This is a genomic window from Acinetobacter sp. AM (assembly GCF_003105055.1).
In the GTDB taxonomy this organism is placed as follows: Bacteria; Pseudomonadota; Gammaproteobacteria; order Pseudomonadales; family Moraxellaceae; genus Acinetobacter; species Acinetobacter tibetensis.
The window spans coordinates 1-21,428 of sequence record NZ_QETG01000041.1; the positions used below are offsets into that span (position 1 = coordinate 1).

21 protein-coding genes are annotated in these 21,428 nt (G+C 38.8%); 9 read left to right on the forward strand and 12 right to left on the reverse strand.

The window, feature by feature from the left end; all coding sequences use genetic code 11:
• Positions 1-121: 121 nt before the first annotated feature.
• From DCO44_RS15855 to DCO44_RS15865, 3 genes are all read left to right on the forward strand, one after another.
• Complete coding sequence (locus tag DCO44_RS15855) at positions 122-304, forward strand: hypothetical protein (protein ID WP_116763580.1); 183 nt, start codon at positions 122-124, stop codon at positions 302-304.
• 462 nt (positions 305-766) lie between these two features.
• Entirely contained in the window at positions 767-1,366 is a 600-nt protein-coding gene (locus tag DCO44_RS15860) for a TetR/AcrR family transcriptional regulator (RefSeq protein ID WP_116763582.1), read from the forward strand.
• A 114-nt stretch (positions 1,367-1,480) separates the two neighbouring features.
• Positions 1,481-1,783 carry a monooxygenase gene (locus DCO44_RS15865; protein WP_116763584.1) on the forward strand — a complete coding sequence of 101 codons (303 nt, stop codon included), beginning with the start codon at positions 1,481-1,483 and terminating at the stop codon, positions 1,781-1,783.
• Between the two features lie 20 nt (positions 1,784-1,803).
• On the opposite strand, the gene DCO44_RS15870 is transcribed toward DCO44_RS15865, so the two are convergent.
• Positions 1,804-2,046, reverse strand: coding sequence for a hypothetical protein (locus DCO44_RS15870; protein WP_116763586.1), 243 nt, complete (start codon positions 2,044-2,046; stop codon positions 1,804-1,806).
• A 303-nt stretch (positions 2,047-2,349) separates the two neighbouring features.
• Between DCO44_RS15870 and DCO44_RS15875 the strand changes: the two genes are divergently transcribed.
• The gene (locus DCO44_RS15875) at positions 2,350-2,541 is read left to right on the forward strand and encodes a hypothetical protein (RefSeq protein ID WP_116763588.1); all 192 of its coding nucleotides are present in this window, start codon (positions 2,350-2,352) and stop codon (positions 2,539-2,541) included.
• On the opposite strand, the gene DCO44_RS15880 is transcribed toward DCO44_RS15875, so the two are convergent.
• Positions 2,525-3,157: a LysE family transporter gene (locus DCO44_RS15880; RefSeq protein ID WP_116763590.1), complete on the reverse strand. Its 633-nt coding sequence runs from the start codon at positions 3,155-3,157 to the stop codon at positions 2,525-2,527. The genes DCO44_RS15875 and DCO44_RS15880 overlap by 17 nt on opposite strands.
• Positions 3,158-3,298: 141 nt before the next feature.
• On the reverse strand, positions 3,299-3,877 hold the full coding sequence (locus DCO44_RS15885) for an FxsA family protein (protein WP_116763592.1): 579 nt from the start codon (positions 3,875-3,877) through the stop codon (positions 3,299-3,301).
• A 356-nt stretch (positions 3,878-4,233) separates the two neighbouring features.
• Here DCO44_RS15885 and DCO44_RS15895 point away from each other — a divergent pair, with 356 nt between their 5' ends.
• Positions 4,234-6,327 carry a TonB-dependent siderophore receptor gene (locus DCO44_RS15895; RefSeq protein ID WP_116763597.1) on the forward strand — a complete coding sequence of 698 codons (2,094 nt, stop codon included), beginning with the start codon at positions 4,234-4,236 and terminating at the stop codon, positions 6,325-6,327.
• Positions 6,328-6,566: 239 nt separating this feature from the next.
• Positions 6,567-7,112 (forward strand): crossover junction endodeoxyribonuclease RuvC, encoded by a 546-nt coding sequence (gene ruvC / locus DCO44_RS15900; protein ID WP_116763599.1) that lies wholly within the window; start codon positions 6,567-6,569, stop codon positions 7,110-7,112.
• Between the two features lie 17 nt (positions 7,113-7,129).
• On the opposite strand, the gene DCO44_RS15905 is transcribed toward ruvC, so the two are convergent.
• Both DCO44_RS15905 and DCO44_RS15910 read right to left on the reverse strand, forming a co-directional pair.
• The gene (locus DCO44_RS15905; protein WP_116763601.1) at positions 7,130-7,408 is read right to left on the reverse strand and encodes an acylphosphatase; all 279 of its coding nucleotides are present in this window, start codon (positions 7,406-7,408) and stop codon (positions 7,130-7,132) included.
• A gap of 1 nt (position 7,409) precedes the next feature.
• Positions 7,410-8,900, reverse strand: a complete 1,491-nt coding sequence (locus DCO44_RS15910) for an NAD(P)H-hydrate dehydratase (RefSeq protein ID WP_116763603.1) — start codon at positions 8,898-8,900, stop codon at positions 7,410-7,412.
• Between the two features lie 21 nt (positions 8,901-8,921).
• Between DCO44_RS15910 and queG the strand changes: the two genes are divergently transcribed.
• Together queG and bioB are read left to right on the forward strand one after the other, a co-directional pair.
• The gene (gene queG, locus DCO44_RS15915) at positions 8,922-10,022 is read left to right on the forward strand and encodes a tRNA epoxyqueuosine(34) reductase QueG (RefSeq protein ID WP_116763605.1); all 1,101 of its coding nucleotides are present in this window, start codon (positions 8,922-8,924) and stop codon (positions 10,020-10,022) included.
• 298 nt (positions 10,023-10,320) lie between these two features.
• The gene (gene bioB, locus DCO44_RS15920) at positions 10,321-11,310 is read left to right on the forward strand and encodes a biotin synthase BioB (RefSeq protein ID WP_116763607.1); all 990 of its coding nucleotides are present in this window, start codon (positions 10,321-10,323) and stop codon (positions 11,308-11,310) included.
• Positions 11,311-11,420: 110 nt separating this feature from the next.
• Here bioB and DCO44_RS15925 read toward each other — a convergent pair whose 3' ends face one another.
• The 6 genes from DCO44_RS15925 to DCO44_RS15950 all read right to left on the reverse strand — a co-directional run bounded on the left by DCO44_RS15925 (position 11,421) and on the right by DCO44_RS15950 (position 17,476).
• On the reverse strand, positions 11,421-11,645 hold the full coding sequence (locus DCO44_RS15925) for a hypothetical protein (RefSeq protein ID WP_116763609.1): 225 nt from the start codon (positions 11,643-11,645) through the stop codon (positions 11,421-11,423).
• A gap of 453 nt (positions 11,646-12,098) precedes the next feature.
• On the reverse strand, positions 12,099-12,800 hold the full coding sequence (locus DCO44_RS15930; RefSeq protein WP_116763611.1) for a VIT1/CCC1 transporter family protein: 702 nt from the start codon (positions 12,798-12,800) through the stop codon (positions 12,099-12,101).
• A gap of 189 nt (positions 12,801-12,989) precedes the next feature.
• Entirely contained in the window at positions 12,990-14,450 is a 1,461-nt protein-coding gene (locus DCO44_RS15935) for an OmpA family protein (protein ID WP_116763613.1), read from the reverse strand.
• Between the two features lie 160 nt (positions 14,451-14,610).
• Positions 14,611-15,846: a dihydroorotase gene (locus DCO44_RS15940; RefSeq protein ID WP_116763615.1), complete on the reverse strand. Its 1,236-nt coding sequence runs from the start codon at positions 15,844-15,846 to the stop codon at positions 14,611-14,613.
• Between the two features lie 9 nt (positions 15,847-15,855).
• Positions 15,856-16,872 carry an aspartate carbamoyltransferase catalytic subunit gene (locus DCO44_RS15945; protein WP_116763617.1) on the reverse strand — a complete coding sequence of 339 codons (1,017 nt, stop codon included), beginning with the start codon at positions 16,870-16,872 and terminating at the stop codon, positions 15,856-15,858.
• A gap of 250 nt (positions 16,873-17,122) precedes the next feature.
• Positions 17,123-17,476 carry a hypothetical protein gene (locus tag DCO44_RS15950; protein ID WP_416224533.1) on the reverse strand — a complete coding sequence of 118 codons (354 nt, stop codon included), beginning with the start codon at positions 17,474-17,476 and terminating at the stop codon, positions 17,123-17,125.
• A 252-nt stretch (positions 17,477-17,728) separates the two neighbouring features.
• On the opposite strand from DCO44_RS15950, the gene rlmKL reads away from it, so the two are divergent.
• Positions 17,729-19,933, forward strand: a complete 2,205-nt coding sequence (rlmKL, locus tag DCO44_RS15955) for a bifunctional 23S rRNA (guanine(2069)-N(7))-methyltransferase RlmK/23S rRNA (guanine(2445)-N(2))-methyltransferase RlmL (protein ID WP_116763620.1) — start codon at positions 17,729-17,731, stop codon at positions 19,931-19,933.
• 54 nt (positions 19,934-19,987) lie between these two features.
• Here the strand turns inward: rlmKL and DCO44_RS15960 are convergent, their stop codons facing one another.
• Positions 19,988-21,271 carry a dicarboxylate/amino acid:cation symporter gene (locus DCO44_RS15960; protein ID WP_116763622.1) on the reverse strand — a complete coding sequence of 428 codons (1,284 nt, stop codon included), beginning with the start codon at positions 21,269-21,271 and terminating at the stop codon, positions 19,988-19,990.
• Positions 21,272-21,428: the final 157 nt, after the last annotated feature.

The window sequence follows — 21,428 nt, forward strand, 5'->3', positions numbered from 1 at the left end:
CTATCGAAATAGAGGGAAAAGGCTCGGTTTAAGATTCAATTTAATTGCTGGAATTTACAACTTAGAATTGAATGAAAAATGAGTTATGAAAGAGATCTATTTTTACACTATAAACGCTGAAATGCATTCAGATACCCTGTTAGTTCTCATTTTAATCCTTGCATTCCCAGAATTTTTACAGGCCATCTGGTCTGCTGGAATAATCCGCTACGTGGTCAACTTCGTTACACGTTATGTCATTTACTATGGTTGTTCAGGTGAAAGCTACAGCGAAGAATACCCTGCTGTCACACTGCCAATTTAATTTCTATTTCCAGTATTTATTTTTTATTTTCGAAAAAGTTTTAAGGTTACACAGTTAAATTTATTAGAGTCAAAAACAAGCAATTTTTTGTTCCTACAAATGTTAAAAAATAATCACATAATGGATAATGTACTTTTATAAATTTCATATAAAGCTCAAATTTTCAAAATAATTATCTGATTTAATTAGGAAAAGAATCATGATCATAATTTCTTTCAATTTGCTTTCTGCTTAAACTTTACAAAACCTTTTTAAATCATTATTTTGACCCAGTTAAAGTTGGGTATCCAAATTTTAGATATCTCTCATCAGGTTATAGTAATATTGCTTCATCCTTAATTAAACTTGATTATTTGTTGGTTTTATCGGCATTTCTTCTACAATAGTTTAATTCTGTTTAAGAAAAAATTGCTATAGTCTTCTCACAAGTTCTTTTATAGTGATCTTATACGGAACATATGCATGAATTCAGAACGCCAACAAAATTTTCTTTTACGTAAAGAAAAAATCTTAGCAATGGCCGAAAAATTATTACTCGATAATAATCAGGACATTACTCTTGAAGAACTTGCTTCTGAGTTAGATATCGCGAAAGGTACAATTTACAAGCATTTCGACAGTAAAAATCAACTTTATTTAGAACTTATTATTCTAAACGAAAAGCGTTTACTCGATATTTCACACAAATTTAACATAGACATCAATTCTTACGTTTCAGAATACATGCTCTACAACATGTTAAATTCAAACCGTACAATTCTACTGCATGTTATTGAGGAACGTCTGACCAATAACGAACGTAAGCTGAATAACTTATTTGATGAACTCTACAAAATCCGTGAAGCGCGTATTTTAAGTATTAAAGAAATCACTGAAAAATATTTAAAAGAAAGCAATAGTGCAATGTCGATTCGGGACTATCAGTCTTATGTTTGGACTGTCACTTATGGTGCCTGCTTATTGCTCAATTCAACAAATTACCAAAAAGCAATTGGCTCACGTGAACGCTTAATCAAATTGTATATTAATCAAGTATTAATGACACCAGATAAAGTTGTGTAAATAGAACTTAAAGGAGATCTGATTAGATCTCTTTTTTCATTTCTGCTATCCTTTTTTCAAACTAAGTTCAGCAAAAAATATCCTAAAATAATTGAAGCTTTCGGAATTATTAACATGACAGTCTTATTACAAATCGATTTTCCTAGTACTGGACCTTTTGCAGCAGAAATGACTCAAGCATTTACTCCACTTGCAGAAAGTATTAATCAGGAAACTGGTCTTATTTGGAAAATTTGGACAGAAAATAAAGATGCTCAAGAAGCAGGTGGAGTCTATCTGTTTGATTCTATAGAAAATGCTACCAATTATTTAACTATGCACTGCGCACGTTTAGAAAGTTTCGGTATCAGCAATATTCGCAGCAAAATTTTTCAAGTGAATATAGATCTTTCAAAAATCAACCATGCACCACTTTAAAATAATAAGTCCTGAATCTCTCAGGACTTATCATTACTTAAATGCAATGTTTCAAGTAAAGTTGGCTGCACAGGCGTTTCAGCCTGATTATGAAGATAAACTTGCGCAACTTTAAAGACAATCACAACGGCTAAACACGTCGCTATACAAAAAATCCAGAAACCAAATGGACTTCTAATGTTATGTGAGCCGCAATTCGGGCACTCTTTAACATCCGAATCGACCACTAAATCACAGCAAGCACAATGGTATTGATACAGCATAGGTATGCTCCTATTTCACTGTAGTGGTTGTATTTATTTTTACATTCCCAAGTACATGGCAATGTAATCTTTCTTCATGTTATGTGAGTATTTGTAAATGCACAAGTGAAGTCACAAACAAAAGTCGACTGGAGCGTTCAAAATTAATGAATACATCACTAGTCTACTGTTTTGATTTTTCTTTTATGGAAATTATGACCTTGATGAATATGTAACGAGGTTTGAGTTTCATAAAATTCAACTCCTTCCATAATTCAAGTAATATAGCCGTCTAGATTCAGTTTTTTAGTGTGGATTTCAGCGATGGTACAATTGATTAAAAAAGGCGGGTTACGGGAACGCGCAAATCGTAGCCGTAAATTTAAAGGCTCAGAGAATACTGAGACCACGCTCAAACCCAATAGCTATGCAGACACTACGAAAAATGCTGAAATCATCAACTCAACTTCAGCACAGATTCAAGAAACCAACATTCAATCTAAAACATCCGAATAGCGTCGTACCAAAGCCAGATGGCAAACACTAGAAATAAAGCCCCCGAGAGAATATCAATAGAGTGACCTGCTCGTTGATACAAGGCTTTAATTTTTGGTGTAGACATGATGAACATGAATAAACTAAACACCAAAAACGTTTGAAGTGGGATGATGAATGCCAATTGTGTTTTTAAATTGGTATTTGCAGATGAACCTAGCGCTAAGGAAAAGACACTACTGAAATAAATTAAAGTCTTTGGATTAGACAAATTGGTGAATAATCCCAATAAAAAATACTTTTGCTGACCATTTGGCAGAGTTAAAGTACCTTCAAGTTGAGGACTTTGTGCAGAAGTGAGTCCCTCTTTCAGCATTCCCCACCCCATACGGGCCAAGAAGAATCCCCCAATGAGCATCAAAATTTGCTGAATCCAAGGGAATTGTTCAACCAATACTGTAAAGCCCAATAAGGTTAATACAACCCAAACGACAATCCCTGCCGAAATGCCCAAAATGATTTTTAAGGTATTTAAGCGTGTTGTAGAAGCTGAGCTTTTTGCAATCAATAAAACATCAGGCCCAGGGGTTAATTGTGCGACAAAATGTAAAGCACAGATGGTAAGCAACAAAGACATATTTTTATAAATTAACCATTTTTTCAATGGGTGAATTATAACGCCTGTTTAAATTTTTACTGCATTAATCACATATTAAGAATAAAAAAACCGAAGTACTTTTGAGGGACTTCGGTTCAGATATATAGATAATCAGCTAGATCATTTATTTACATCTTTCATTTCAATTTTCTTGGCGTCTGGTGTTACTTCATGTGCCTCACCATCAATAATGCTTGAATCACGGTATTGACTACCGCCTTGCTGATTTTGCATGTCTTGCATTTGACGCATTAAATCTGCAAATGGATTCTGCCCTTGTGCACCTGTTGCTCCACCCATATCGCCCATCATGCCACCCATCATTTTGTTCATCATGGCTTGTTGGCGTTTCATCATGGTTTTCATAAATGCAGCTTGCAACGCTTTTTGAACAGCAGGAATTAACAATAAAACGGCAAATACATCACTAATTAAACCAGGAATCAGTAATAGAAAACCTGCAAAAATTTTAGGCAAATTGCCTGTAAATGCAGGGTCTGAACTTACCTGACCTGATTGCATTTGTTGCATCTGCGGCATAATTCCCGCCGAATATTTACGGATAATATTTAATCCAATAAAGAAGGCAGCCACAAACCAGAAAAACACGTACCACATACTACCAACGAGGTCACCCACGCCAATCCAGACGAATACTTCTAGAATTAAGCCAGCAAGTACAATCAGAAATAATTTCATGAAAATTAATCAAATCTCTAAAATAAAAAAATTGACCATATTCTATAGCTGTCAAAGTGTTCAGCATTTTTCTATGGTTAAGAATATCTATAAGGGCAGTTTTTTATTTTTAAAGCCCTTGGTCAAAAAATTGTACAAACTATTCAAATTTAGTGACGATCTTGCTGCTGTTCTTACAATTTTATTGATTAAACGCGCTATTAGAATTTTACGCTTCTCAGTCAGTACAACTTGAATTGAAGAAATCATGAGAATTACTCATTTTTGTTATTTATATTTCAAATAGAAATTGCTCTAGCATTCTGATCACAAAAATATAAAATGTTATAACATTACATTAATCTTTCTTATGACGTATGAAACAACCTTTCCACATATTTTATTCTAGCCTCAGCTTGTCTCTATTTACTCCATTCTGTTGGGCTGAAAGTACACCAGAAGTCCTTAAAACCATACAATTACAGGCCGAAACGTTAACAGAAAGTCCAAAACAAACGACTGCCTTAACCAAGTTTTCACACGATATCCTCGATATTCCTTTTAGTCGCAGCCTACTGTCCAAAGACCTTATCCAACAGCAAGATGTACAACGTATAGATGATGCACTGGCTCAGGTCAGTGGTGTATATCATCAAACCAATTATGGAGGGGGCTTTTGGGACAACTATTCTTTCCGTGGCTTTAGTACCGATCCCAATATTGGGGCTCAAATGATTAGAAATGGTCTTAGTGTAAATCGCGGACTCAGCGCTCCGCGGGATATGGTCAATATTGAATCACTCGACTTTTTAAAGGGTCCTATGGCTGCACTCTATGGTCGTGGTGAAACAGGTGGACTTTTGAATATCAACACCAAGCAGCCCAAATGGGAGTCCCAAAGTGAAATTAACCTACGCACCAATAGCCTAGAAAAATACCGTGCGAGCTTTGAGCATACAGGGCCTATCAATAACGATATTGCCTATCGATTTGCGATTGCGCATGAAGATAATCAAAGTTTCCGTGACCATGTATCCAGTGAACGTTGGTTTTTTTCACCTCAATTGACCTGGAAAATTTCTGATCAAACTCAATTCGATTTTGATAGCGAGTTTACGCAACAAAGGGGGACTTTTGACCGTGGAATCAGTAGTTATCAAAAACAATTTGTCATGCAACCTGAAACTTTTTCAGGTGAACCCAATGATGGTCAGCATCTTCAAAAGGACAATTTTTATCAGCTCCGTCTCGCACACGAGTATAATGACGCTTGGAAAATCAATAATGCCTTGAGCTTTAAAGATGCTCAATTAAAAGGGTTTTCTAGTGAACCACGTAAAATTCAAAGTGATGGTCAGACTTTAGAGCGACAACGTCGTTATCGTGACAATAAAAGTGATGATGCACTTTTTCAAACGGAATTACTGGGCATGATTCAACAAGATTGGGCCAGACACGAAGTTCTGGTCAGCAGTGAGATTGGACGCTTGAATTATCGCCAACTTCAATTGCGGCGTAATCATAGCACGAGCGTCCCTAATACTATCGACATCTATAACCCCGTGTATGGACAATATCTTCCTGAACTTCCATTGTTCATTAATACTGAAGAACAACAACGCTATTTTGCTCTGAATCTTCAAGATCAAGTTTTTCTAAATGATCAATGGAGTGTCTTACTTGGCGCACGTTTTGACCATATCACGCAAGATTTTCAAAATAAACTGATTAATAACTCGAGTAAAAGAGACTTACAACAAACCAGCCCACGATTAGGAGTAAATTATCGACTAAATGATGATTGGTCATGGTATGCAAATTATGGACATTCTTTCGCACTGAACAGCGGTGTAGACCGTCATGACCAAGTTTTTGATCCAGAAAAAGGAATAAGTTACGAGCTTGGGAGCAAATATCAGATCAATCCACAAAGTCTGTTTAGCCTCGCCGTATTTAAAATGAAGAAAGAAAATGTCTTAACCACCGATCCCACAGACAGTAATTATCAAATCGCGGCAGGTGAAGTCTCTAGTCAAGGCATTGAACTTGATTTAGAAATGCAACTGAATGATCAATTCTCAGCACGTGCCAATTATAGCTACACCGATGCAAAAGTTGAAAAAGACCAAACACTTGTCAAAGGTTCCAGATTAAGTAATGTGCCGAAACACAGTGGCTCAATCAATGGAAATTACGAATGGTCACTGGCAAACACCAGTAAAATGGGCATCGGTGCAACCGCGATTTATGTCGGAGATCGTAGTGGGCATAGCAGTGATAATGGATTTACGCTCCCCGCATACACTTTAGTCAATTTACACGCCTATTATGCGCCATCGGAGCAACTCCATTATCAATTCAATATCAATAATTTATTGGATGAAACCTACTATGTTGCAAGTTATAGCGAGCTTTGGATTCAACCCGGCGATCCACTAAATGCATCGCTTGCATTGCAGTGGAAATTCTAAGTCCTTGTTCGAACCCGTTAATTGTAAAATTTTCGGGTTTTACCTATAAGTGATCATGCGCTGCGTCATCTCTCAAAATCTCAACCATAACAAATGCGAGTGTGAAAAGTTTAAACAGATCGCTCAACAACACCTTGATTAAAGCGAAATAACTGTTCTTCCATGTCTATAAAATCATATACTTCACAGATCGATTGCAATCTCTGCATCATTTTTTCAGATCTTACCAAGTTTTTATTATGTCATTAATTATTGGGATTGACCCAGGTTCACGCCTTACAGGCTATGGAATTATAGAAAAAGACGGTCAAAAATTACGCTTTGTCGATGCTGGCACCATCCGGACCGAAAGCAAAGACATGCCAGAACGCCTGAAACGTATTTTTGCAGGTGTTGAACGGATTGTGAAATTTCATGGTCCGACTGAAGCCGCGGTTGAACAAGTGTTTATGGCTCAAAATCCTGATTCTGCATTAAAATTAGGACAAGCTCGTGGTGCAGCCATTGCAGCGCTTGTAAATTTAGATTTGCAAGTTGCTGAATATACCGCACGTCAAATTAAACAGTCGGTGGTTGGCTATGGTGCTGCGGATAAAGAACAAGTACAAATGATGGTGGTGAAATTACTGAATTTAAGTGTGACTCCCCAAGCCGATGCTGCCGATGCACTGGCTGCTGCCATTTGTCATGCACATGCTTCAGGAACTATGAGTAAACTGGCTGTACTTAATGCTTTAGGGGGCATGGCTCGTGGACGGAGTCGTTCTAGCAGCCGACGTCGTTAATGATTCAACAATTTCGTTTATTCACGAATAATTTGAAAGTCATTCACAGCGAGATCTTGTGAAACTTCACAACTTCTCACCTGCTGCACTTTTGCATGAGATGGTCCTAAATAAGCCAGTTCGATCAGATGAGGTAGATTTTCTGCATCAGTGATCACTAGAGCCTCTACTTCGCCTGTTGCTAAATTTTTGACATAACCTTGTAATGCTAAAGCTTGAGCCTGCTGATAAAACCATCGACGATAGCCAACGCCCTGAACCCGTCCTGAAATGATGAGCCGAAATGCTTTTTGCATTTTAACCTCCATTCACAACAGAATAAATTGCTCGTCCCATATCATGGGCTTGTAAACCACGCATCCCCGATTCAGCCAATACATCACCAGCTTGTGCATGTAAACTCACAATTTCGTGCAGCGCAATTCGCTCATGAAATTGTGCTTTTAAACTTGCTAGCATTCCCGCAAGCACGTCACCCATACCACCTGTACCCATTCCGGCATTGCCTTGAGTACAAATATACAATCTATCCTCCAAGACCAAGCTACCTGAACCTTTCAATACCCATTGCCCCGAAAAGGTATCTTGTAATTGATGAATCGCGGCAATACGGTCTTGTTCAATCTCTTTAACTGTACAGCCCAACAAAGTTGCAGCCTCACCCGAATGGGGTGTTGCATAAATATGAGCACTCAATTTTTGCTTATCTTTCGCAAGAAACCAAAGCCCATCTGCATCCAACACCACTTCTAAATGTGTACTTTGATTGAGTAGTTCAAACCATTGCTGAAAAATCTGCTCAGCCCAATCATCACGCCCTAACCCCATCCCAAAACAAACTGCATCGACATGGCTTAATAACTGTTGAATTGCCTCAGAATTTAAAGCATTAATATCACGTAGCATCATATTTGGCGCACGTGCCAAAATTGATGAGTGATGCTTGGCATGACACACTACGCTGACTTTACCCGCCCCCGCATGAAAGGCTGCTTCAGCCGCCATAATGACTGCTCCCCCCATATCCGCATGACCACCCACCACCAATACGTGACCATAACTACCTTTATGACCAAAGGCTTGACGTTGCGGCAAAGTAATCTTTTTTGGCGATAACTGTGCGGTGGCGTGTAATTTATCATCTTGAGGAATAAGGCTAACTAAATGTAACTGACCGACAAATTGTTTGCCTTGCCCTGTAAATAATCCTGCTTTATAGCCCAGTAAAGTAAACGTTTGATCAGCCTGAATAGCACAAGGTAAAGCCTGACCTGTATTCGCCTGCAAGCCACTCGGAATATCGATGGCCATTTTTAATCCAGTTTGTGCATTGAATAAGTGAATAATCCTTTGCCAATCTTGACTCAATTCACGGTTCAGTCCTATTCCAAATAAGGCATCTACATGGCATTCAAAATATTCTAATTGTTGTTGTGCCTTAGACGCTGCAAATCCTGTTTCGATAGCTATAAAAGACACATTCTGTGACTGGGCAAATAAATATGCTCGATGTAAATCTGGTGATGGTCCCCGTTCAGTGGTTAATACAGTGACTTGAAAACCTGCCTGTTTTAAGTAGCCTGCAATAAAATAACCATCCCCCGCATTATTGCCTTGCCCACACCACACCGCTATTTTTTTAATCTGCTTTTGTTCAAATTGTGGTAATAACTGTTGCACAATTGTCCAAGCGGCTTGCTGCATCAAGCCCAATGATGAATTTTTATGAGCAAACCAACGTTGCTCCCATGCTTGAATTTCGCTGCTATGGTAAACTGAACGTTGCATGATTTCCCCTATTATTGGTTTATGGCTTCGACCTCTTCTTCCTCAAACATCTCACTGCAACAGCTTGATCTTCAAGAGCTAAAAACATGGATCAAAACGCAGGCTTTAGACTTGGGTTTTGCTGATTGTGTCATTGCCAAACCAGATGCTCAAGCAGAATTAGAACGTTTTAAAGAATATTTAAAACGTGGTTATCATGCAGATATGACTTATCTTGAAGAAAATTTAGACAAGCGTGCCGACCCAACACTACTGGTTCCAGGCACACGTAGCATTATTTGTGTTCGGATGAACTATTTGGTCGAAACCCCCAAACCACGTTATGTTCCCAATGAGCCGAATGCCGCCATTATTGCGCGTTATGCACGTGGGCGGGATTATCATAAAATTATGCGTGGGCGTCTAAAAACATTAGCGACGCGTATTCGTGAACGTGTGGGAGATTTCGAATCTCGTCCTTTTGCAGATTCTGCACCCATTTTTGAAAAGTCTTTGGCTGAAAATGCAGGTATGGGCTGGACTGGGAAACATACTTTACTCATTCATAAAAAATCAGGTTCATTTTTTGTTTTAGGGGAATTGTTTACCTCTCTCGATTTACCTTTTGATGGGCCAACCACGAAGCATTGTGGCTCCTGTACAGCTTGTATTGATATCTGCCCGACACAAGCCATTGTCGAACCTTATATGCTCGATGCACGAAAGTGTATTGCTTATTTGACCATTGAATACAAAGGCGTTATTCCTGAAGAATTAAGACGTGGAATCGGCAATCGGGTTTTTGGCTGTGATGACTGTCAACTGATTTGCCCTTGGAACAGTTTTGCGCAAAAAGCCAGTATCGAAGATTTTAATCCACGTCATGATCTAGATCAGGTCACTTTATTAGATTTATGGCACTGGGATGAGGTAACTTTTTTAAGCAATACCGAAGGCAGCCCAATACGGCGCACAGGCTACCAAAGCTTTATGCGTAATATTGCAATTGGTTTAGGAAATGCCCCTTTTTCTAGCTTAATTCTACAAACTTTGCACGAAACTCGTCACTTGCATGATGATATTGTGCAAGTCCATATTGATTGGGCTATCCAAGAACAATTGATTAAATCTCAAACAGCTTAAAATCGTTAGTCCCCTATTAATAAATAAACTTTGCATATCCAGTTCTTTGCAAAGTTATTGTTTTATAAAAAGGATAGTTACGTGTTTGGCACAAAATTTATTGAACTAAATAAAAACTTTGCATGGAATACTCACTAAAAATAGCCGACTTTGTGACTAAAGCTTGCATCTAATCACTCATTACATCGACCTTTTTTAATCGTCAGATACTATAAGTTTTGGTTTTTTTTGCCTTTGGTTTTGGCACGAAATCTGTATGATAAAAGCCAATAAAGAATACAGATGATGGACTTCTAGAATGACTGTACGTAATGATTGGACGCGTGAAGAAATTCAAGCTTTATATGAACAACCTTTTTTAGACTTGGTCTTCCAAGCGCAAAAAGTTCATCGTGAGCATTTCGATGCCAATACCATTCAAGTCAGCACTTTATTATCAATTAAAACAGGCAAATGCCCTGAAGATTGCAAATACTGCTCTCAATCTGCACGTTATGATTCAAAACTAGAAGCAGAAAAGCGTATTGCTGTAGACAAAGTGATTAGTGAAGCCAAAGAAGCATTAGAATCAGGTTCTTCACGCTTCTGCATGGGTGCTGCATGGCGTAACCCACATGAGCGTGATATGCCTTATGTACTAGAAATGGTTCGTGAAGTCAAAGCTTTAGGTTTAGAAACTTGTATGACTTTAGGCATGTTAAACCAGTCACAAGCTGAACGTTTAAAAGATGCTGGACTCGATTACTACAATCACAACCTTGATACTTCGCGTGAGTATTATTCAAATATCATCAGTACCCGTACGTTCGATGATCGTTTAAATACACTTGAATATGTACGTGGTGCAGGCATGAAAGTCTGTAGTGGTGGTATTGTTGGTTTGGGTGAAGACACTGCTGATCGTATTGGTCTATTACTTGAACTTGCGACTTTACCTATTCACCCAGAATCTGTGCCAATTAACATGTTGGTTCCAATTGAAGGCACCCCATTGGCAGATGTAGAAAAGCTCGATGTCACTGAATGGATTCGTACCATTGCTGTTGCACGTATTATTATGCCAAAAAGCTATATTCGACTTTCTGCGGGGCGTGAATCATTGACTGATTCAGACCAAGCATTGGCATTTATGGCTGGTGCAAACTCCCTGTTCTCAGGCGAAAAGTTACTCACAACACCAAATGCAGGCGAAGGTCGCGACAAGCAATTATTTAATAAATTAGGTTTGGTTGCTGAAAAAGCAAAACCGACTGTTTCTGAACTTTCTGTAGATGCAATGGCAGGCTAATAAGCCTTCACAACTTGAGAAGCTTAATAAAAAAGCCAGTTCTATGAATTGGCTTTTTTATTTGAATTCGGTTTAAGATTTTTATACTCGCTCAATAAACGATGAGCAGGTTAACCTGCAAAATTATGCGCGGTAATCAGAATGCCATATTGTGCATTCAGATAATCCCCTTTTCGAATAATATCGGCGCCATTGGCATGATAAACAGTTAACTGTTCGGCTACTGCATCATATTCGAAGCGTTCATAACAATCCTGATGATGACATAACCACGTGAGCGTATCTACCAACTGCTCATCGACAATATAGCTTTCTTTTTGAAAATCTTTAGACATGTTTGGTCAAAAAAATAAAGTTAATGCCTTGTATTGTATCGGGCTTTAATAAAATACGAGAAGCAATACAAAAAATTATCCCAAAAAATAGCTGTCCTAGAATGTATAAAATCCGAAATGATTGACTCACTTCGGATTTAACTAGAGCAATTCTAAGACTAAGAGGTCTTATTCTCGCCACATTTTCTGCATTCCAGATGTTCACCTATTTCCTCCATTCGTTCATATTCATAAATGTGGAAACAAAGTAACTTTCTGAGTAATTGAAACATTTTAAACTCCTTGTTTAATTTTTTTCTGTCTCACGCTTGTTTCTGTCCTGAAACATCGATGCATCCAGATGATTAGATACATTGCATTATAATTATCATATTTTTATCGAATGGCAAATAATTTACTCTAGCTTGAATTGCATTTCGTCGGAAAGTAAACTCATTTTATAGACTTTATTCGTTATGCGACATTTACATTAAACAATGACCCGATGGCACTGGTAATGAGCATGGCGAAGCATCCCCAAAACAACACTCTTAAAGCACCTTTCCATATTGATGATCCTGCGGTATAACTCGCCAGTGCACCTAAGCCTATTAAGGCAAAAATAGACACAATCACAATAACATTGGCTAAATAATGTTGTGGTGCCATAAGCACAGCCAACAAAGGAATTGCTGCCCCAACTGAAAAAGATAGAGCTGAAGATAAAGCGGCTTGCGCTGGTTTCGCTGCCGTCATTTCACTAATACCAATTTCATCGCGGGCATGTGCCGCCAAAGAATCGTGTGCGGTTAACTGAATTGCCACTTCATGCGCCAACTTTTCATCCAACCCACGATGGATATAAATTTGTGTCAATTCTCTTAATTCTTGTTCAGGATTATTTTCCAATTCACGCTTCTCTAATGCTAGGTCAGCTTCTTCAATATCGGCTTGCGACTTGACTGAAATATATTCCCCCGCAGCCATAGATATCGCACCTGAAATCAAACCTGCTAGACAAGTAATCAGAACCGTCTGTTGCCCTGCTCCACTTGCCACAACCCCAATAACCAGACTGGTGACTGAAATAATGCCATCATTCGCTCCCAAAACTGCCGCACGTAACCAACCTGTTTTCTCTAAATTGTGTTTCTCTATATGTATGGATCTTCTCATCAACGCTCTCATCTTGATTTTTTATTCATGCCACATAAATACCGATATTAAACCAATATTCTTAATCTTCTCTTAACCCAAGCATTGGATTTACAAAACTTTTCCATATTTCTTCTAAGCAGCACTATATACAAAGTTAGGAGCATAACCATGCACGGATATGCACCACCTCCAAATTAGATTCTTGTATTAATAACTCCCCGTACTCACGCCTTGCTCATTCACTTGGCGTGCTTTACCCGTTTCAGTATTCAGCACAGTAAATTCAATTCTACGATTTTTAAACTGTCCCTCTGGCGTATTATTGTCAGCAATGGGTTTTTCAGCCCCCATGCCCACAGCTTGCAGTTTAGCTGGATCAACCCCTTTTTTAATTAAATAATCCATGACTGCTTGAGCACGTTTAACTGAAAGTTCTTTATTGTCTTGTGCAGTACCTACGTTATCCGTATGCCCTTCTATCACCAAATTAACTTGCGGTGCACGTCGAATTAACGCTGCTGCTTGATCTAGAATAGATTGATTAATTTCAGGAATTTCGCTTGAGTAAGGTTCAAAATTGATGATTTGTAAATTTAAAGCCGTTGCTACATCTAAGGCACGTACGTGTTCTGGATTTAAACTCGCCAGTGCTTTTTCGGCACTGCTGACGCTACTTCCTACAGCTTGATTTACATCTAAAGGCTGCTGCGTCACTATTTGCATATTTTTAACTAACGGTTGGATTTTTTGGGCAAGCTCGGTCGCAACTGCATTACTTTTAGCCTGAATCGACAATTGATCACCCATCCAAGTCATTGAAACATTCGGCGTTCCTTTTATCATTTTCAACACACTAGGAATTGCCTCCTGATCAATCAAAGTTTGATGAAATTGACTATTATCATTGGCCCCACATCCGACAGGATGAGTAAATATCTGTTTAACTTCCGTTTGTAAAATATCAATATAAGACTTGTTAGATGTGAAGATTTGACAGGTGACCAACATCCCATCCTGTCCAGTAGTTAACTGGAATTTAGCTGGCTTACTGGCAATATTGGTATTCTCTACCACCGAGTTAGGTTGTTCATCACGGCTACACATTTTAAAAAGTAAGGCACAGATCACCCCCAATACAATAATAAATAAAACCGGCACCCACCACCGGCTTTGCTTCTTTGAACCAATATAAGAAGCGTTACTTGGGCTTTGATGTAGAGTCTCACCCACCAGTGTATTCACACCTAATGCTGCAAGTAATGGTTTAGCCCACAAAGGTAAAGCCACCGCTATATCAGTACTGTGATTCAGCAAAAAATGCTCTATCGCCTGTTGATTATTCGAACCTGCTTGTGTCTCTAAAACCCCCAAAGTCGGTGCAATTGCATTGTTCAAGGTTTCTTCAATTTCAGATGGCGGCGCTGTCGAACCAATTGCCTCAATAAATTTTTCTTTCAGTGATTGATGTGTTGTAAAAATATCGCTCAATCTAGGATTTAAATGATTCTGTAACTCTGTAATATAATCTGGTTTTTGTTTTAATAAACTGAGTAAAATTGGATAAAAATTATCTAATGCATGCTTCTTTTCCAGCAAATGCTCTATCTCAGATTGTAAAACGATGGGTGTGACCTGTTGCTGTAGTAATTCGATGATATTTGTCAGCATTTCCAGCCCTCTTATTTTCTTTTGTTGTTTTATTAAATTAGTTTATATGTTCAATTTTTATACAATGTAAATTATTGTATTTGTAGCAACACTTTCGCTCCATCTCAAATTTTAGGCATAAAAAAGCCAGCGATTGCTGGCTTTTTATAACACTCAAAAATTAAGCATGAAAAGTTTGCAGTACTTTTCCTGTTAAAGTCTGATTGATTAATGGGGTATTTTTACCTTGTGAAAGAATGCTCTCTTTGGTTAAGGTCCACTCACGTTCTGGGTCAACCAATACCCATCCTGCTTCTTGCTCCCAACGCTCTTGCATATTGGCAACTTTGGCAGGTGCTAGAGTTACTTTCTCTACCCATTCTAAAGGCGTAAATAAACCTTCTTTCACCAATTGCACCCCTAAAGATACATAGGTATCGAATGCAGTAAAACCAGGTTCAGTTTCTGCAAATGGTGCCATTTTTGCCGAGCTGCTTAATGGTTCGTGATGAGTACAAATTGCATCAATCACACCATCTTTTACACCTTGACGTAAACGCTCTTGATCTTTTTCAGAACGTAGTGGCGGACGCACATGTGCCAATGCATTAAAACCATCAATCAAACGATCTGTTAAGTGTAATTGATGCATCGCCACATCGGCAGTAACTGGTAAACCTTTTTCTTTAGCAATCTTGATTAACTCAACCGATGCACCACATGACAGCAAACTAAAGTGTGCATTTACACCTGTTGCTTCAATCATGAGTAAATATTTAGCAATCGCAACGGTTTCCGCCAGCACAGGAATCATTGGTAAACCCTGACGTGACGCAATAAAACCTTCGTGTACACAACCATCTTTGGCAATTTGTGGTTCTTCCGCATAGAACACAACGGTTAAACCCAGACCTGCTGCATATTCCAAGGTACGAATGACCACATCATCATTCGCAAAAGATGCATTGGCATTTGAAACCGCGGTACAACCACCTTTTTTCAAAGCTGCCATGTTCGCAGGTTGTTGCCCTTTTAAACCTTGGGTTTGCGCACCAATCACCTGAAGGTAAATACCTCCATCTAACATGGCTTTTTCAACTAAACCATGAATTAAAGCCCCATTGTCTTGCACAATTGGCTTTGAATCTGGTGGCGTAAACACATGCAGAATACCATTCTCACGTGCAGCCTTACCTTCCGACTTGAGCGTACCATGCTGCTGCTGACCTGGCTCACGTAAACGCGCACACAAATCTACCATGGTTGGCATTAACCATTTGCCTTGACCATCCAATGTAGTTTCTACCGCATCTGTGGCAGCAACCAATTTACCCTGCTCTAAATAAACAGTTTGCACCAAATCGGTTTGCTGAATTGGGTCTAAGACACGGACATTTTCAATTTTTACAATACTCATGACTTTCTCTTATCCCGCAATCGCTTCTAATAGACCTTGTTCTTGTAATTGACCTTGCATTGATAAAGCTAAAACAGCCATACGCACCGCAATACCATTGGTGACCTGATTTAAAATTACCGATTGCGGACCATCTGCAATACTTGAATCGATTTCCACACCGCGGTTCATTGGACCAGGATGCATCACGATACAATCAGGCTTCGCCAAAGCTAAACGTTCTTTGTTCAAACCAAACATTTTGTAGAATTCAGACTGTGAAGACAGTGCGGGTGAATCAATACGTTCATTTTGAATACGCAGGGTAATAATCACATCACAATCCTTCACACCTTCATCCATTTTATTAAATAGACGAACGCCTGCACCATATTCTTCAAAACCATAAGGTAATAAGGTATTTGGAGCAATCACACGAATATCTTTACAACCCAAAGTTTGTAACGCAGCAACATCTGAACGCGCCACACGCGAATGTTTAATATCGCCAATAATCGCCACACTCATTTCTTCAAATGGTTTTTTGGTTTCACGGCGAATGGTCAACATGTCCAACATGGCTTGGGTTGGATGTGCATGACGTCCGTCCCCCGCATTGATGATTGCGACATGCGGACAAACAGTCTGAGCAATGAAATGTGCAGCGCCCGAAGATGAATGACGCACCACAAAAATGTCTGCCGCCATTGCCTCTAAATTCCAAAGCGTATCGCGTAAAGTTTCACCTTTAGAAGTACTTGAACGTGCAATATCAATATTTAGGACATTGGCCGATAATCGTTTTGCTGCCGCTTCAAATGTAGTACGAGTACGCGTGGAATTCTCAAAAAACAGGTTCATTACCGTACGACCTTCGAGTAGGTTGTTGGTAATAAGCTGATTTTGGTCATTAAAAAAGGACTGCGCAGTGTCCAATATTTTAGTGAGTGTGGCTTTCGATAGCCCTTCGATGGTCAGGAAATGTTTTAAATTTCCATCTTTATTGAGTTGAATCTGACTCGGAGTATGCAATGCCGCCAAGTGCATGAGAGATTCCTTATACGTTAAGTTAACGTATTATACAGAGATTCCCCTGTTTTGGCAGTTGAAGTTTTCATCACTCAAGGAGAATCGCCCAAAATTTTTAAAATGAATTCCTTATTTCCTATGCGTTATTTCAATAAGATAATTTAAACAAAATTTAGCGCTGTAAATGAGAACACCAATCATCATCAATTTAGCATTGTAAGATGATTGGCTTGAATTACATGATCAGCAAGCTATTTTGCGACATGATTTAACGTAATGCACCAATATAGTGATGATGCACCTGAGCCCGATAAATTTCGTCCTCAGTCACCTCTTCTTCACGATAATGAGTATTTTCAAGTGCTTTTTCAGGGACGACTTCGGGTTCAATTTCAGTGTCTAAATCCATAAAACTGCGTAAACGCTCGGCTTGACGCACCAACTCTGCATCGCCCGTAGCGAATGCCAAATCAACCACATGTTTTGCATACGCCTTATTTTCCGCAAGATACATAGCATCAATGACACGCCCAGAAACGCGGCGTAATCGCGTATAAATCAAAGTCGCAGCAGAAAAAGCCTCAGGATGAGCAACGAATCCATGATTAGACATCTCTTTCAATCCCCCAGTTTTATTGAATTTAATACGAATAATTCATTCACAGCAGATTGCGCAAATAAAGTGAAATTTCAAATGCACATTGCCATTTAATGTACTTAACTTAGCAAAATACATACCAATTTTGAGAACCAAGTCGTTAAAAGTGTATTTTTTTATGATCTGATTATGCAAATAAGCAATTTAAAAAGCTTTCAAAGCCAAAATCAGTTAAACTTTGCAAAGTATTTTTTAAAATCTTGGTCTATCTAATTTATGAATAGCTCTTCACGTTTAAGCAACTATTGGGTCACATGTGCAGATGGGCTTGAAACCTTACTCCAAGAAGAATTACAAGGTCTAGGCATTGCACAAATTGAACGCTTTCCAGGGCGTTTAATTTTTAAAGGTACATTAGAACAAGCCTATCGTATTTGCATGTGGTCACGTTTGGCTTCACGTGTTCTACTCCCTATTCATACCCATGAACTAGAACGCAGTCATGATGCTCGTGATGTCGCTGAAGAACTTTATGAAGGTGCGATTAGCTTTGACTGGTCACTCATTTTTGCACCACAAAGTACTTTCGCCATTCGTTTACACATTGAACGTGACATTATGGTCAACTCACAATTCGCAACTTTACGTGTTAAAGATGGGGTTGTGGATTCATTCATGGAAGCAGTTGGACGTCGACCAAGCATTGATACCAAGCAACCTGAAATTACCCTGTATGTCCTTGCAGGTAAAACCGAACATACCTATTGCTTAGACTTATCGGGCGATTCTTTACATAAACGTGGTTATCGTCGTTATATGACGGATGCCCCGATTAAAGAAAACTTGGCTGCTGCAATTTTGCAAAAAGCGAAACTGCAACAACTTAATCCAGACATTATTTTAGACCCAATGTGTGGTTCAGGTACCTTCATTATTGAATCTTTAATGTTGTTAACTGATCGTGCTCCTGGTTTAGTCCGTCGTTTTGGTTTTAATGGCTGGAATGGTCATAACAACGAGTTATGGATGTCGATTAAGGCTGAAGCAGCGGAACGTCATCAGCAGGCAATGTCACAACCCTTACCGAAGTTTTATGCTTTTGATGCAGACTGGGAAGCGGTTAAAGCAACCAAGCAAAATATCATTGCAGCAGGCTTTGAAAATCTGCTCGATCAAATTCAAATTGAAGAGCGCACCCTTTCCGATTGGCCAGATTTTGAGCTCGGCAACAAAACTGCCTTTATTGTGACCAACCCGCCTTATGGTGAGCGTTTAGGGGAGAAAGCATCTAATCGTGCTTTATATTTGGGCTTATCTGCCTTGCTCCAAAAACACTTCCCAAATCAAACGGCAGCAGTTATTGCAGCAGCAGTAGAACAAGCCGATGTAATGGCGTTTAGTGACCCACAGACTATGCGTTTGATGAATGGTAAATTACCAATCTATATTCGCTTAGGTAAAATTAAACCTGCAACAGTCGTCAAACCATTCTTGGAAACATGGCAACCGCTACAATTCGAACCGATTGAAGGTGCCGAAGATTTTGCCAATCGCTTGCAAAAGAATATGCAAACCTTAAAGAAATGGGCTGTAAAAGATGGCGTATTCTGCTTGCGTTTATACGATGCCGATTTACCTGACTTTAACCTTGCGATCGATTTATATGGTGATCGTTTGCATGTGCAAGAATATGCACCACCGAAAACAATTGATCCTGAAAAAGCTAAAAAACGTTTTAACTTGGGTTTAGCTGCAATTCGTGCAGTCACAGGTTTAGGTCGAGATGCGATTTTTATTAAAACCCGTGCACGTCAAGAAGGTAAAAATCAGTACGCCAAACAAAGTACAGCTTCAAAACGCTTTATTGTGCAAGAAGGTCAAGCGAAAATTTTAGTCAACATGACGGATTATCTTGATACAGGCCTGTTCCTTGATCACCGTCAAATACGTTTACGTATTGCCAAAGAAGCACGTGGTAAGCATTTCCTTAACCTGTACAGCTATACATCAACTGCCAGCCTACATGCGGCTTTAGGTGGCGCTGCAAGTACCACCAGTGTGGACTTGTCAAACACTTACCTAAACTGGTCAAAAGAAAACTTCGTATTAAACGGTTTAACTGTTGATCATGCCGATGAACAGCATCAGTTCTTTGCCAGTGACTGTTTTGAATGGCTTAAAGAAGGTCATGAACAATATGATCTGATCTTCATCGATCCACCAACTTTCTCTAACTCGAAGAAATTCCACGGTACTTTTGATGTGCAACGTGACCATTTATCACTACTTAAACGTGCGATGAACCGTCTAACCACTGAAGGGACTTTATACTTCTCAAACAACTACCGTGGTTTTGAAATGGATGAAGAAATTTTGGCATTCTTTGATGTCGAAGAAATTACGAGTGAAACCATTGGGCCAGATTTCAAACGTAACCAAAAAATCCACCGTGCGTGGAAAATTAGTCATCCAAAAAATTAATCCCGACATTAAAAAAGACCGCTAAAGCGGTCTTTTTTTGATTAGAAGTCCATACTAAACTTTTTCATTTTGTGGTGCGTCTACAGCAATAAGGCTTGGAGCCTCCTCCTCATCCAACTTCGTTGTCTTAGCAATAACAGCCGTTGCGACACTATTACCAATAATATTGGTTGCTGTACGTCCCATATCAAGGAAGTGATCAACTGCAAGGATAAGCAATAGCCCTGCTTCTGGAAGTTTAAACATTGACAATGTAGCAGCAATAACAACCAGTGAAGCACGAGAAACGCCAGCAATGCCCTTACTGGTGATCATTAGCGTTAAAAGCATTAATAATTGCTGAGAAAGGCTAAGGTCGATGTTATATGCATGTGCAATAAATAAGACTGCAAATGTCATATAAATCATCGAACCATCAAGGTTGAAAGAATAACCCAATGGTAAAACGAAACTGGTGATTCGCTTCGGAACTCCAAACTTTTCTAAAGATTCCATCAATTTTGGATATGCAGATTCACTACTCGCTGTAGCAAAACCTAAAACAACAGGCTCACGGATTGTTTTTAACAATCTGAACACATCCTTTTTCAAGAAGATAAATCCAGCCGTGATGATAACTGCCCAAAGAATAAATAAGCTGGCATAAAACTCAGCCATGAACGAGCCATAATCAAGAATAATTTTTGGACCTTTTACAGTAATTGCTCCTGCAACAGCAGCAAAAACGGCAATTGGGGCAAACGTCATTACGTAATCCGTGATCTTGAACATCACTAGGCTTAATTCATCAATCATCTTACCGATAATAGAGCCATTTTGTTGAAGATGATTAACGTAAGCTAAAGCCGAACCGAAAAATATAGAGAAGATAAGAATCTGAAGAATCTCATTATTCGCCATCGCTTCAGCAAAGCTTTTTGGGAATATATGAGTAATAAAAGTTTGTAAACTCAGGTTTGTTGCGCTAACCCCTACATCGACTGGAGCAGTCGGAATAGGTAGATTCATTCCAACGCCTGTTTGGAAAAAGTTAGCGAGTCCTAAACCCAATAAAAGAGAGATGAAAGATGCACCAATAAACCAACTCATTGCCTTTAAGGTGATTTTACCTAAAGCTGAGGATTTACCCATTGAGATAATGCCTGAAACGATTGTTGCAAACACCAATGGGGCGATAATCATTTTAATTAATCTTAAAAATATATCGGTTAAAATTTTAAAATATGACGCAATATTTTCTGCTTGAACAGGCGTTAAATAATAGTGGAAGATGCAACCAATAACGATGCCTAAAACCATGGCAATAAGAATAAACTTCAGCAGTTTTTTCTGATTCATATCAAATGTCCTTTTACAACCCTAAAAACGACAAAGCAAGATATTGAAAAATATAGCTTTAATCAAATTTCATCAAAATCAAATCCTATTTGATTCAGAAACAATGTGGATGGAATTTAAACAAATTGAAAGAAAATTAATAATGAAAAAAAGTATA

Excerpts from the sequence above, each read along its gene's own strand:
- DCO44_RS15855 (WP_116763580.1), top strand. The coding sequence starts at position 122 with ATGCATTCAGATACCCTGTTAGTTCTCATTTTAATCCTTGCATTCCCA.
- DCO44_RS15860 (WP_116763582.1), top strand. The coding sequence starts at position 767 with ATGAATTCAGAACGCCAACAAAATTTTCTTTTACGTAAAGAAAAAATC.
- DCO44_RS15865 (WP_116763584.1), top strand. The coding sequence starts at position 1,481 with ATGACAGTCTTATTACAAATCGATTTTCCTAGTACTGGACCTTTTGCA.
- DCO44_RS15870 (WP_116763586.1), bottom strand. The coding sequence starts at position 2,046 with ATGCTGTATCAATACCATTGTGCTTGCTGTGATTTAGTGGTCGATTCG.
- DCO44_RS15875 (WP_116763588.1), top strand. The coding sequence starts at position 2,350 with ATGGTACAATTGATTAAAAAAGGCGGGTTACGGGAACGCGCAAATCGT.
- DCO44_RS15880 (WP_116763590.1), bottom strand. The coding sequence starts at position 3,157 with ATGTCTTTGTTGCTTACCATCTGTGCTTTACATTTTGTCGCACAATTA.
- DCO44_RS15885 (WP_116763592.1), bottom strand. The coding sequence starts at position 3,877 with ATGAAATTATTTCTGATTGTACTTGCTGGCTTAATTCTAGAAGTATTC.
- DCO44_RS15895 (WP_116763597.1), top strand. The coding sequence starts at position 4,234 with ATGAAACAACCTTTCCACATATTTTATTCTAGCCTCAGCTTGTCTCTA.
- ruvC (WP_116763599.1), top strand. The coding sequence starts at position 6,567 with ATGTCATTAATTATTGGGATTGACCCAGGTTCACGCCTTACAGGCTAT.
- DCO44_RS15905 (WP_116763601.1), bottom strand. The coding sequence starts at position 7,408 with ATGCAAAAAGCATTTCGGCTCATCATTTCAGGACGGGTTCAGGGCGTT.
- DCO44_RS15910 (WP_116763603.1), bottom strand. The coding sequence starts at position 8,900 with ATGCAACGTTCAGTTTACCATAGCAGCGAAATTCAAGCATGGGAGCAA.
- queG (WP_116763605.1), top strand. The coding sequence starts at position 8,922 with ATGGCTTCGACCTCTTCTTCCTCAAACATCTCACTGCAACAGCTTGAT.
- bioB (WP_116763607.1), top strand. The coding sequence starts at position 10,321 with ATGACTGTACGTAATGATTGGACGCGTGAAGAAATTCAAGCTTTATAT.
- DCO44_RS15925 (WP_116763609.1), bottom strand. The coding sequence starts at position 11,645 with ATGTCTAAAGATTTTCAAAAAGAAAGCTATATTGTCGATGAGCAGTTG.
- DCO44_RS15930 (WP_116763611.1), bottom strand. The coding sequence starts at position 12,800 with ATGAGAAGATCCATACATATAGAGAAACACAATTTAGAGAAAACAGGT.
- DCO44_RS15935 (WP_116763613.1), bottom strand. The coding sequence starts at position 14,450 with ATGCTGACAAATATCATCGAATTACTACAGCAACAGGTCACACCCATC.
- DCO44_RS15940 (WP_116763615.1), bottom strand. The coding sequence starts at position 15,846 with ATGAGTATTGTAAAAATTGAAAATGTCCGTGTCTTAGACCCAATTCAG.
- DCO44_RS15945 (WP_116763617.1), bottom strand. The coding sequence starts at position 16,872 with ATGCACTTGGCGGCATTGCATACTCCGAGTCAGATTCAACTCAATAAA.
- rlmKL (WP_116763620.1), top strand. The coding sequence starts at position 17,729 with ATGAATAGCTCTTCACGTTTAAGCAACTATTGGGTCACATGTGCAGAT.
- DCO44_RS15960 (WP_116763622.1), bottom strand. The coding sequence starts at position 21,271 with ATGAATCAGAAAAAACTGCTGAAGTTTATTCTTATTGCCATGGTTTTA.